This window comes from Mycobacterium sp. IDUB_19 (assembly GCF_055419445.1).
In genome coordinates this window covers 220,544-234,593 of record NZ_JBVAXR010000005.1, presented here as the reverse complement: position 1 = coordinate 234,593, position 14,050 = coordinate 220,544, and the positions used below count along the sequence as shown (strand labels likewise).

Genomic DNA, 14,050 nt, shown 5'->3' with positions numbered 1-14,050 from the left:
AAGCCATCACCAAAGCCGCAACCGACCACCACACCTTCATCGAAATCAGCGCCCACCCACTACTCACCCAAGCCGTCACCGAGACGCTCGAAGACGCGCACCGCGAGCGGAAATTCACCAGTATCGGCACGTTGCAGCGTGACGCCGATGACACCGTCACCTTCCGCACCAACCTCTATCTGACCGACCGCGCGAACGCGCCGCAGACTCCGCATCCGCCCGAACCACACCCGCAGATCCCCACCACCCCCTGGCACCACACCCACCACTGGTTCACCGCCGCCGAAACCCGGACACCGGCACCGCAACGCAACGGCGCTGCGCAGCAAACCCATTCGTCACCGGATGTCGGCGGCGCGCTCGACGACTGGTCGCATCAGGTCGTGTGGGAGGCAACCCCGCTCCCCGACGCCGAGACCACGGTCGCCGGCCGGTGGCTGGTGGTCGGCGACGCGGCCCTGGCCGCCGAGCTGGGTTGCCTGGCCGACGTGCGAGCCGCGGACGCCGATCCGGCCGCGTTGGGTGGGGCGCTCGGTGATGTCGACCACGTGCTCTACGCACCTCCGATCCCGGCCGATCCGCTCGATGTCGGAACGGCCTACCAACTCTTCCATCAGGTCCGCCGGCTCGCCTCGGCGATGGCGGCCAGCAGTTCGCCGGCCAAGCTGTTCCTGGTGACCCGCAACGCTCAGCCCATCGCGGAGGGCGATCGCGCCAACCCCAGCCACGGGGCGCTGTGGGGCCTGGGCCGCACGCTGGCGCTCGAGCACCCCGAAATCTGGGGCGGGATAATCGATTTCGACAGCTCGGTACCCGTACAGCTGCGTGCGCGGCAGGTGCTCGCCGAGGCGGGCAGCACCGATCGCGAAGACCAGGTCGTGTATCGGTCCGGACGACGGCACGTGCCGCGGCTGCGCAAGCGTGCGCTACCGGCCGACGCGGTCACGCTGGATCCCGACGCCGCGCAACTCGTCATCGGCGCTACCGGCAACATCGGGCCGCACCTGATCCGCCAGCTCGCGCGAATGGGCGCCGGCACCATCGTCGCGGTCTCCCGCAACCCCGGCCAGCGACTGCATGAACTCGCGGAAAGCCTTGCATTGCAAGGAATTACCCTCACCGCCGTCGCGGCGGATGCCACCGACGAGACGGCGATGAGCGCGCTGTTCGACCGGTTCGGCGCCGACTTACCTCCGCTGGAGGGCATCTATCTGGCGGCCTTCGCCGGTCAGCCGGTCCTGCTCAGCGAGATGACGAACGACGATGTGACGGCGATGTTCGCGCCCAAGCTGGACGCCGCCGCGGTGCTGCACCGGCTGTCGCTGGAAAAGCCGGTGCGCCATTTCGTGCTGTTCTCCTCTATCTCCGGCCTGACCGGGTCACGCTGGCTGGCCCACTACACCGCCACCAGCGGTTACCTGGACGCGCTGGCGTACGCGCGTCGCGTGATGGGGCTGTCGGCCACCACGGTCAACTGGGGATTGTGGAAATCACTGGCCGACGCCGAACACGATTTCAGCCAGGTCAGCATGGGATCCGGGCTGCTGCCTATGGACGACGAGATCGCCATCGGCGGGCTCGCCCGGGCGATGAGCCCGGCTGCCGGGGTGCATTCCGTTGTCGTCGAAGCCGATTGGCCACTGCTGGCGGCGGCCTACCGGACCCGCGGATCACTGCGCATCGTCGACGATCTGTTGCCGACCCCAGGTGAGACGGCAATGCCGGAAAGCGAATTCCGCATCGCCCTGGGCAAGTGCCAGCCGGATCGGCGCCACGACATGTTGCTCGACCAGGTCGCGCGCCTGGCGGCCAATGTGATGGGCCTGCCGCCCACGGAGTCGCTGGATCCCTCGACCGGTTTCTTTCAGCTCGGGATGGACTCGCTGATGAGCGTGACCCTGCAGCGGACATTGTCCGACACTCTCGGTGAATTCCTGCCGGCCTCCGTGGTTTTCGACTACCCCACCGTGTACAGCCTCACCGACTATCTGGCCACGGTGCTGCCCGAGCTCGGCGAGGCCGACGAGCAACCGGACGCGGATACCTACGACGAATTCAGCGAAGCCGAGTTGTTGGAACAACTTTCGGAAAGACTAAGAGGGACCTGATGACCACCCCGACACCAGATCGCCGGGCGATCATCGCCGAAGCGCTGCACAAGATCGATGATCTGTCCGCTCGTCTGGAGATCGCCGAAAAGGCGGGCACCGAGCCGATCGCGGTTGTCGGGATGGGTTGCCGGTTCCCCGGTGGTGTCGACAACCCGGAACAGTTCTGGGACTTGTTGCGCGACGGGCGAAGCGGCATCGTGCGCGTTCCCTCGCAGCGTTGGGACGCCGACGCTCTTTTCACCGAGGACCACACGATTCCCGGCACGATCTGCAACCGCGAAGGCGGCTTCCTGTCCAACTGGGAGCCCGATGAGTTCGACGCGGAGTTCTTCTCCATCACCCCGCGCGAGGCGGCGGCGATGGACCCGCAGCAGCGGTTGTTCCTCGAAGTCGCCTTTGAAGCGCTGGAGAACGCCGGCATCCCGCCGCATACCATTCGCGGCACCCAGACCTCGGTTTTCGTTGGTGTCACCGCCTACGACTACATGCTGAAGATGTCCGGCACGGTGCGGCCCGAAGACCTCGACGCCTACGTACTCACCGGCAACTCAGCCAATTTCGCGGCCGGCCGGATGGCCTACCTGCTCGGGGCCCGCGGTCCCGCGGTGGTGCTGGACACGGCGTGCTCGTCGTCGCTGGTGGCGATCCACCTGGCCTGCCAGAGCCTGCGCTGGCGCGAAAGCGACACGGCGCTGGTCGGTGGGACCAACCTGCTGCTCGCGCCAGGAACCAGCATCGCCTGCTCGCGGTGGGGAATGCTGTCGCCGGAAGGCCAGTGCAAGACATTCGACGCGGGCGCCGACGGGTATGTCCGCAGCGAGGGCGCCGGAGTGGTGGTGCTCAAGCGGCTCTCGGACGCGCAACGGGACGGCAACCGCATCCTCGCCGTGGTGCGCGGTTCGGCGGTCAACCAGGACGGCGCCAGCAGTGGGGTGACCGTTCCGAACGGCCCGGCGCAGCAGGCGCTGCTTCACCAGGCGCTGACGTCGGCCAAGTTGACGCCGGCGGACATCGACTACATCGAAGCGCACGGCACCGGCACTCCGCTCGGCGACCCGATCGAACTGGATTCACTGAGCAAGGTTTTCGCCGACCGGCGGGATCGGGCTCCACTGGTGCTGGGAGCGGTCAAGACCAATCTCGGTCACCTGGAGGCCGCGGCGGGCATCGCGGGGTTCATGAAGACCGTGCTGGCCGTCGGGCACGGCCGCATTCCTCGCAACCTCAACTTTCGCGAGCTGACACCGCACGCCAGTGAAGGCGTGTCGAAGCTGGCCATCGCCACCGAGGACATGGAATGGCCGGCCACCGGGCAACCGCGCCGGGCCGGGGTGTCCTCGTTCGGTGTGAGCGGGACGAATGCGCACATCGTGATCGAGCAGGCAGTGGAGCCGGTGTCGGTGCCGTTGCCGCAGCAGGGATCTGGCCCGGCCATAACCACGCTGTTGGTGTCGGGCAAGACGAAGCAGCGGGTCGCGGCGACGGCGTCGGTGCTGGCCGACTGGATGGAAGGCCCGGGTGCCGACGTGGCGCTGGCCGATGTCGCGCACACGCTCAACCATCACCGGGCCCGGCAGACCAAGTTCGCCACGGTGGTCGCGGCCGACCGCGACCAGGCCGTCGCGGGGTTGCGCGCGCTGGGCGCCGGCGAACCCGCCCCCGGCGTGGTGGACTGCCACGAAGGGTCGATCGGGCCGGGCACGGTATTCGTCTATTCGGGCCGTGGATCGCAGTGGCCCGGTATGGGCCGCCAGCTGCTGGCCGACGAGCCGGCGTTTGCCGCGGCGGTCGCCGAGCTGGAGCCGACATTCGTTGCCGAGGCTGGCTTTTCGCTGCACGACGTGATCGCTACCGGCAAGGCGCTCGACGGCATCGAACAGATTCAGCTCGGCCTGATCGGCATGCAGCTCGCGCTCACCGCGCTGTGGCGTTCCTACGGCGTGACCCCGGATCTGGTGATCGGGCACTCGATGGGCGAAGTTGCCGCGGCGGTGGTCGCGGGCGCGCTGACCCCGGCCGAGGGGTTGCGGGTGACCGCGACCCGATCGCGGCTGATGGCACCGCTGTCCGGGCAAGGCACCATGGCAATGCTCGAGCTCGACGCCGACGCCACCCAGGCGCTGATCGCCGACCATCCACAGGTCACGGTGGGGATCTATGCCTCCCCGCGCCAGACCGTCATCTCGGGGCCCAACGCGCAGATCGACGAGGTGATCGCGAAGGTGCGCGCACAGGGCCAGTTCGCCGGCAGGGTTAACATCGAAGTGGCCCCGCACAACCCGGCCATGGACGCACTACAGCCCGCGATGCGCGCCGAGCTGGCCGGTCTGAACCCGCAACCGCCGACCATTCCGATCATCTCGACCACCTACGAAAACCTGCAAGCCCCAGCGGCATTCGACGCCGAACACTGGGCCGTCAACATGCGCAACCCGGTGCGCTTCCAACAGGCGATCGCTCATGCTTTCAGCGACGCAGCTGGTCCCTACCACACCTTCATCGAGGTCAGTGCCCACCCATTGTTGACGCATGCCATCAACGAAACCCTCGCCGCCCGTGACAACAACGGCGGTGCCGACTATTTGAGTCTCGGCACCCTGCAACGGGATACGCACGACACCCTGACCTTCCACACCAACCTCAACACCACGCGCACCAGCCACCCGCCGCAGACGCCGCACCCGTGCGAGCCCCACCCGGTGCTGCCCACCACACCGTGGCAGCACACCCGGCACTGGATCGCTCCCACGATCGCCGCCCACCACACGGCAGACACCCACCCACTGCTCGGCATCGGCGTCACCGACCCCACCACCGGCACCCGGATCTGGGAGTGCGAGCTGCGCCCGGATCTGCTGTGGCTCGGCGACCACGTGATCGACGACCTCTGCGTGCTGCCCGGATCGGCGTACGCCGAAGTCGCGCTGGCCGCGGCGACGGACGCATTCGCAGCTGCGGAAGGCTCACCGGGCTGGATGATCCGCGAGCTCAGCCTGCACCAGATGCTGCACGTCACCGACGACACCGTGCTGGTCACCACGCTCACCGGAGACGAACAGGCGTGCCGGATCGAAATGCGCACGCAGAACCCCACTTCGGGGTGGATCAAACACGCGACCGCCACGGTTGCCCGCGAGACCGTGTCCGATGACGAGGCACCGCGGCCGGCGCTCGACGAGGTGGCCGACGAGCTCAAACCCGAAGACCTCTACCAGCGGCTGCGGGGCGCGGGGCAGCAACACGGGCCGGCCTTCCGCGGAATCGTCGGACTCGCCGTCGCGAAGTCCGGTGCCGCCCGTGCCGACGTGCGGTTGCCCGCGACGGCCAAGACCGGTTCCCGCAGCTTCGGCCTGCACCCGGTGATGATGGACATCGCCGTGCAGGCCCTCGGCGCCACCCGGATCGCGACCGACCTGGCCGGCGGGCAGTCGGCCCGCCAGACCCTGGTGCTGCCAATACGTTTCGCGGGCGTTCATGTTTACGGCGACATCACCGGCGGTGTCTGCTCGATAGGCTCACTGGCCGCCACTGATAGCCCCGACCGGCTCCGCGGTCACGTCACGCTGACCGACCCAGATGGCCGGCCGCTGCTCGTCATCGACGAAGTCGAGATGGCGGTACTCGGGTCATCCAGCGGCGCAACCGAAGTCAGCAGTCAGCTGTACACGGTGGCATGGGAACCCGCACCCCTGGACAAGCCGGCCGGCACGCTCGATGGCTTGTTGCTGATCGGCGACGCCACCGCCGACGACTCGCTGCTGCCCGCGCTGCGGTCGTCGCTGCGCGACGGTGTCGCCGAGATCGAACTGGTGTCCCCCACCGACACCGCGAGCCTGCGCGCGGCGATTACCCGAAACCCATGGGACAGCATCGTCGTGGTCTGCCCGCCGCGCAGCATCGACGAGGCCCGCGACGACCAGGCGCAGCTGGAACTGGCCCAGGCCCGCACGCTGCAGATCGCCGACATCGCCAAGACGGTGACGCGCATGGGGGCTCGCAACAGCCCCCGGCTGTGGATCGTCACCCGCGGCGCGCAACAGCTCGATTCAGGCGACCGAGTCACCCTGGCGCAGACCCAACTTCGGGGCATCGCCCGGGTGCTGACGTTCGAGCATCCCGAACTGCGGACCACGATCGTCGACATCGACGCCGATGGATCCGGCACGCTGGCCGCACTGACCGAGGAGCTGCTGGCCGGTGCGGAGCACGACGAGATCGCGCTGCGCGAACAGCAACGGTATGTCAACCGGTTGGTGCCTGCGCCCGTCGACGCGACCGGCGCTCTTGCCGCCGAATCCCGCCGCACCGTGGTGAGCCTGGACGGCGGGGCCGCCGTGCGGCTGCAGATCGACCAGCCGGGGCGGCTGGATGAGCTGAAAGTACATGCGGTGAAGCGGATTCCGCCTTCCGCAGGCCAGGTGGAAGTTCGCGTCGTCGCCGCGGGCCTCAACTTCAGCGACGTGCTCAAGGCGATGGGCGTGTATCCCGGACTCGACGGTGCCCCGCCGGTGATCGGCGGCGAGTGTGTCGGTTTCGTGACGGCGATCGGCCCAGACGTCGACGTCGTCGAGGTCGGACAGCGCGTCATCGCGTTCGGCCCCGGCGCCTTCGCCTCACACATGACAACGCTGGCCGATCTGGTGGCACCGGTCCCCGAGGCGCTGCCGGACGGCGAGGCGGCCGCATTCGGCATCGCGTATCTGACCGCGTGGCACTCACTGTGCGAGGTCGGCCGGTTGGCACCCGGCGAGCGGGTGCTGATCCATTCCGCCACCGGCGGTGTCGGCCTGGCCGCGGTGTCGATCGCCAAGATGATCGGGGCCCGCATCTATACGACGGCCGGGTCGGATGCCAAGCGCGAAATGCTGGCCGGACTCGGTGTCGAGTATGTCGGCAACTCCCGAGACGTGGAATTCGCCGATGCGATCCTCGACATCACCGACGGCTACGGCGTGGATGTCATTCTCAATTCGCTTCCGGGCGAAGCGATTCACCGCGGTGTGCAGATACTTGCCCCCTGCGGCCGGTTCATCGAGCTGGGCAAGAAGGACGTCCACGCCGACGCCAGTCTGGGATTGGCCGGGCTGGCGAAAAGCGCGTCCTTCTCCGTCGTCGACCTCGACCTGAATTTGAAGCTGCAACCGGCGCGGTATCGCGAAATGCTCGGGCACATCCTGGCGCAGGTCGCGGACGGCAAGCTGCAGGTACTCCCGGTCACCGAGTTCAGCCTTCCCGAGGCGGCCGACGCGTTCCGGCTGATGGCCTCCGGGCGCCACACCGGCAAGATCGTCGTGTCGATACCTGCCGGCGGTGACATCGAAGCGATCGCGGCACCGCCCCCGCAACCATTGGTCAGCCCCGACGGCGGCTACATCATCGTCGGAGGCATGGGTGGTCTCGGCTTCGTCGTCGCGCAGTGGCTGGTCGATCAGGGCGCGGGATTGGTTGTGCTGAATGGGCGTTCGGCTCCCAGCGACGAGACTCGGTCAGCGATCGCTGAATTGAACGCCGCAGGCAGCCACGTCGAGGTGGTCACCGGCGACATCGCCGACGCCGATACGGCCGGCCGGCTGGTGCGGGCGGTGCAAGACGCCGGGTTCCGGGTGGCCGGAGTCCTGCACAGCGCAATGGTTCTCGAAGACGAGATCGTGCTGAACATCACGGATGCCGCCGCGCGGCGGGTGTTCACCCCGAAAGTCGCCGGCAGCTGGCGCCTGCACCAGGCCACCGCGCACTTGGACGTCGATTGGTGGCTGACGTTCTCCTCGGTGGCATCCCTGCTCGGCGCACCCGGCCAGGGCACCTACGCCGCGGCGAACTCGTGGGTCGACGGCCTGGTCGCCTATCGGCGCTCGCTCGGGCTTCCCGCCGTCGGGATCAACTGGGGCCCATGGGCCGAGGTCGGTCGCGCCCAGTTCTTCGCCGACCTCGGTGTCGCGATGATCACCGTCGAACAGGGGCTGGCGGCAATGCAGCTGGCCCTGGCGGCCGACCGGGCACGCACCGGTGTCTTCAGCCTCGACGCGCGGCAGTGGTTCCAATCCTTCCCGTCGGCGGCGGGTTCCTCGCTGTTCGCGAAGTTGCAGGACCTGACCACCACCGAGCGACGCGGCGGTGGCGCGATCCGCACGGAATTGGACGCCTGCGACGCCGCCGAGCGCCCGGCGCGCCTGGCGACCGCGATCGCCGGTGAAATCCGGGCGGTGCTGCGCTCGACCGAACCGATCGATCCCGATCGGCCGATGGAGTCGCTTGGTCTCGACTCGCTGATGGCTCTCGAGTTGCGCAACAGGCTCGAAGCGAGCCTGGGCACCATGTTGCCGGCCGCGCTGGTCTGGGCCTACCCGACCATCACCGATCTCGCCGGCGCACTGTGCGAACGCCTCGGCTACGAGTCCATGGCCGAAGCCGAACCGACGCCGGAGGCCGAATCCGAACTGTCGGTTGAAGAAATGGAATTGCTGTCCGACCTCGTTGCGGCCAGCGAGCTGGAGACGGCAACCGGGGGCAGTGAGTAAATGACGAGTCTTGCCGAGCGCGCGGCGCAGATGTCACCCAAGGCGCGCGAGGTCCTTGCACGCGAACTTGTGCGCGCGGGGACGACGTTTCCCACCGATGTCGCCGAACCGGTCGCGGTGGTGGGGATCGGTTGCCGGTTGCCGGGCAGTGTAACTGGGCCGGACAGCTTTTGGCAGCTGCTGATGGACGGGCGCGACGCCGTCGACGTGGTGCCCGCAGATCGCTGGGACGCGGACGCGTTCTACGACCCCGACCCACAGGCACCGGGGCGGATGACGACGAAATGGGGAGGCTTTGTCGATGACGTCGCCGGGTTCGACGCCGACTTCTTCGGCATCACCCCGCGCGAAGCCGAAGCAATGGACCCCCAGCAGCGGATACTGCTCGAAGTCGCCTGGGAAGCACTCGAACACGCTGGGCTGCGCACGGATTCGCTGAGCGGCACCCGAACCGCGGCAATGATGGGGTTGTCGGCGTGGGACTACACGATCGTCAACCTCGAGCGCCGCGCCGAAATCGACGCGTACATGAGCACCGGAAACCCGCACAGCGCGGCGGTCGGACGGATCTCCTATCTGCTGGGGCTGCGCGGCCCCGCGGTCGCGGTGGACACCGCGTGCTCGTCGTCGTTGGTGGCGCTGCACCTGGCCTGCCAGAGCCTGCGGCTGCGCGAAAGCGACGTGGCACTCGCCGGTGGAGTTCAGCTGATGCTGTCGCCGTTCACCAGCATCGCGCTGTCCAAGTGGTCGGCCCTGTCGCCGACCGGACGGTGCAAGACCTTTGACGCCCTGGCCGACGGGTTCGTGCGCAGCGAGGGCTGCGGCGTCGTGGTGCTCAAGCGGTTGGCCGACGCCACCCGCGACGGTGATCGGGTGCTGGCGGTGGTTCGCGGTTCGGCGATCAACCAGGACGGCCGATCCAACGGCATGACCGCACCGAATGCGGCCGCACAGCGCGACGTGATCACCACCGCGCTACGCCTGGCCGACGCGCCCGCGGACAGCGTGAACTACATCGAGACCCACGGCACCGGAACGGTGTTGGGCGATCCGATCGAGTTCGAGGCGCTGGCAGCCACTTACGGCCGCGGCGACGGCACGTGCGCACTCGGGTCGGTGAAGACCAATATCGGTCACCTGGAGGCCGCGGCCGGGATCACCGGGTTCATCAAGGCGACGCTGGCCGTGTCGCGCGGGCACATTCCGCCCAATTTGCACTTCACCCGGTGGAACCAGGCCATCGACCCCTCGTCGACTCGGCTGTTCGTCCCGACCGAGGCCACCGCGTGGCCCGCGGGTGTGCGCAGGGCGGCCGTGTCGTCGTTCGGCCTGAGCGGAACGAATGCGCACGTGGTCATCGAGCAAGCCCCAGTGCAGGCCCCAGAGTCGGCTCCGGCGAACGGTTCCGGGCCGCGGGTGTCCACGTTGGTGGTCTCGGGTAAGAGCCCGCAGCGGACCGCTTCGCTCGCCGCGGGGCTGGCCGACTGGATGCAAGGACCCGGCGCGGCGACACCGTTGGCGGATGTCGCGCACACGCTCAACCACCACCGGGCCCGCCACGCCAAGGCCGCCGTCGTGGTCGCGCGCGACCGCGCGGACGCGGTGGCCGGGCTGCGGGCGCTGGCCGACGGCCGCCCCGTTCCCGGGGTGCTGGAATGCCGGGACGGCTTCACCGGGCCGGGCACGGTGTTCGTCTACTCCGGCCAGGGCTCGCAATGGGTCGGCATGGGCAGGCAGTTACTGGCCGACGAGCCGGCGTTCGCCACGGCCATCGACGAGCTCGAGCCCGATTTCCTTGCCCAGGCCGGCTTTTCGCTGCGCCAGACCCTCGCCGACGGTGTCGAGGTCGTCGGCATAGACCGCATTCAGCCGGTGCTGGTGGGTATTCAACTGGCGCTGACCGCGCTGTGGCGTTCGTACGGCGTGACGCCCGACGCCGTGGTCGGCCACTCGATGGGCGAAGTGTCGGCCGCCGTCGTCGCCGGGGCGCTGACTCCCGCCGACGGGTTGCGGGTGATCGCCACCCGCTCGCGCCTGATGGCGCAGCTGGCCGGCCAGGGCGCGATGGCCCTGCTGGAGCTCGACGCCGACGCCGCCGCGAAGCTGATCGCCGACTACCCGCAGGTCACGTTGGCCGTTCATGCCTCGCCGCGCCAATCCGTGATCGCCGGCCCGCCCGAATCGGTGGACGCCGTGATCGCGGCGGTGGCCGCCCAAAACCGGCTGGCCCGGCGCATCGACGTCGACGTGGCCTCCCACCACCCGATCATCGACCCGGTGTTACCGCAATTGCGTTCCGCGCTCGCCGATCTCGCGCCACAACCGATGACCATTCCGATGATCAGCACCACCAGCGAGCAGCCCCACACGGTGCTGGACGCCGATTACTGGGCCGCCAACCTGCGCAACCCGGTGCGCTTCCACCAAGCCATCACCACCGCGGCCGCCCGATACCACACCTTCATCGAGGTCAGCCCGCACCCGGTGCTCACCTACGCCATCGACGACACGCTCGGCGACTTCGAAAACCGGGCCCAGTTGATGACCGTCGGCACCCTGCAACGCGACACCGACGACACCATCGCCTTCCACACCCAACTCGCGGCGGTCGGCAAGCTCCCGCAGATCGACACCACCCGCCGGCTGGCCGACATCCCGGTGACGCCCTGGCAGCACACACACTTCTGGGTCGCCGACCGCTCGGCGATGACGGATTCGATCGACACGCACCCGCTGCTCGGCCTGCACGTCGAACTTCCCTCGAGCCAGGACCACGTGTGGCAGGCCGATGTCGGCACCGACGTGTGCGGATGGCTGGCCGACCACAAGGTCTTCGGGCAAGCCATCATGCCGGCCGCCGGGTTCGCCGAAATCGCTTTGGCCGCAGCAAGTGAAGCGTTCGGCCTACCGGTCGATACCCTGGCCATCAACCAGCTCGAGGTCGAGCAGATGCTCCCCCTCGACGGCCACACCCAGGTGACCACGCAGTTGACCCGCGGCGCCGACGACAAGACCCGCATCGAAATCTATTCCCGCACCCCGGCCGGCTGGACCCGGCACGCGACCGCCAGGGCCGCGGTCTCGCCGGACGCCGCCCCCGAGCCGCTGGCGTCCGGCGCCCAACCCGGCGAAACCTCGGTGTCGCCGGCCGATTTGTACGCCGTCCTGCGGTTGACCGGCCAGAATCATGGTCCCGCCTTCGCGGCGCTGACCCAGATCCACCGGCTGCCGGACGGTTCGGTGGAAACCGAGATCACCCTGCCCGACGAGGCGCCCAGGCATCCGGGTTACCGCATCCACCCGGTCATGCTGGATGCGGCCCTGCAGGGTCTGGCGGCGGCGATACCGGACGAGGAGGCCGCCGCTGCCACGGGTTCGGCCGAAATCAGTTATCTGCCAGTCTCTTTCGAGTCGCTACGGGTGTACGGCAATCCCGGCCGGCATGCTCGCTGCCGAGCTCAGCTGATGGACCTCGACGAGGGCGGCGCCGGAAAACTCGGCAAGATCACCTTGACCGACGACGCCGGAAACGTGACCGCCGAAATCAACGACCTCTACCTGCGCCGTGTCGAGCGGCGCAGCGCGCCATTGCCGTTGGCGCAGAAGATCTTCGACACCAGCTGGGTGGAAGCGCCGCTCGCGGACACGGGCTCCTCCGATGCTCCGGGTAGTTGGCTCGTGCTCACCGATGCCGGTTCCAAGGCCGAGGAATTCGTCGAGCAATGGCGTTCACCGGCGCACCGGGTGATCACCGCCGATCTCGGCGATGAGGCCGCCATGCTCGCCGCATTCGCGGAAACGGCAGGCGACCCCGAGCGCCCGCCCGTCGGTGTGGTCGCGTTCATCGACGACGGCCCGCACCCGACGGACGCCTCGGCGATCACCGACGGCGGGCTCACCCGCGCCCGGGATTCGGTGTGGGCGATCTCCACGGTGGTGCGGGCGATTCTCGGCGGCTGGCACGGCCGGTCACCGCGGCTGTGGCTGGTCACCCCGGGAGGCCTCGCCGTTCACGACGAGCCGGGCCGCCCGGCGATCGGCGCGCTGCGGGGTCTGGTCCGGGTGCTGGCCTACGAACATCCCGACCTGCGGACCACGCTCATCGACCTCGACATCACCCGGGATCCGGCGTCCGCATTGACTGCCGAACTCGAGTCACGGGATTCCGCGGCCAATTTCGACGACATCGTCGCCTGGCGGGGCGGACAGCGGTACGTCGAGCGGCTCCGCCGAGCTCCCCTCGGCGAGCCGGTGCGCGACGCGGTCGTCGAGTCGGGCGCGTCGTACATCGTCACCGGTGGCCTCGGCGGCCTCGGCCTGGTTTTCGCCCGCTGGCTGGTCGACAGCGGCGCGGGCCGGGTGGTGCTCAACGGACGCAGCGAACCGTCGGAAGAGGCGCGCAAAGTGCTGGCCGAATTGGAAAGCCGTGCCGAGGTCTCGGTGGTGTGCGGCGATATCGCATCGGCGGGCGTGGCCGAACGCCTGGTCGCGGCCGCCGAGAACCAGAATCGCCGATTGGCCGGCATCGTGCACGGAGCCGCGGTGATCGACGACAGCCTGGTGTTGTCGATGAGCAAGGAGAGCCTGGAGCGAGTGTGGGCTCCCAAAGCCGCCGGCGCGCTGCGGATGCACCAAGCCAGCGCCGGACGTGAGCTCGACTGGTGGGTGGGCTTCTCCACCACCGCCTCGCTGCTCGGCTCGGCCGGGCAGGGCGCGTACGCGTGCGCAAGCGCGTGGCTCGATGCGCTGGTGTCGTTGCGCCACGCGGCCGGAATGCCGGCGGCGGTGATCAATTGGGGACCGTGGTCGGAAGTGGGTGTTGCGCAGTCGCTGGTCGGCAGCCCGCTGGACCCCATCAGTCCGGCGGAGGGCATCACGGCCATGGACGCGCTGCTGGCCACCGACCGGTGCCACACCGGCGTCACCCGGCTGCGTGCCGACCGCGCGATGCTCGCGTTCCCCGAGATCCGTAACCTCGGCTATTTCACCAGCGTGGTGTCCGAACTCGACGTCGCCGGCGACGGCGGCGACTGGGCGGGACCCGAGGCGCTGCGCGAGCTCGACCCGGCCGAGGCACGGGAAGTCGTGCGCGAACGGCTGTGCGGACGCATCGCGGGGGTGATGGGCTATTCCGATCGGTCGGCCGTCGACACCGGGATGCCGCTGACCGAACTCGGGATGGACTCTTTGATGGCAGTGCGGATCCGCAACACCACGCGTGCGGATTTCGGCATCGAGCCACCGGTGGCGATGATCCTGCAAGGTGCATCGCTGCAAGACCTCACGGTCGATGTGATCCGCCAGCTCGGCCTCGCCGAGCCTGAACAAGACCTCGATCGAGGTAACGCGGTTCGCGACCGAGCACAACAGCGCGCCGCGGCGCGCCAGGGAGCCGCGATGCGGCGGAAGCGAGGACAGTAA

3 protein-coding genes are annotated in these 14,050 nt (G+C 68.7%); all 3 read left to right on the top strand.

Going from position 1 to position 14,050, the window contains the following annotated elements; translation table 11 throughout:
* Positions 1-2,108: beta-ketoacyl reductase (locus ACZY0B_RS07320; RefSeq protein WP_463763367.1), on the top strand; the 2,108-nt coding region annotated here is incomplete at its 5' end.
* Entirely contained in the window at positions 2,108-8,629 is a 6,522-nt protein-coding gene (locus ACZY0B_RS07315; protein WP_463763366.1) for a type I polyketide synthase, read from the top strand. The genes ACZY0B_RS07320 and ACZY0B_RS07315, both read left to right, overlap by 1 nt.
* A complete protein-coding gene (locus ACZY0B_RS07310) occupies positions 8,630-14,050 on the top strand; it encodes a type I polyketide synthase (protein ID WP_463763364.1) in 5,421 nt (1,806 codons plus the stop codon).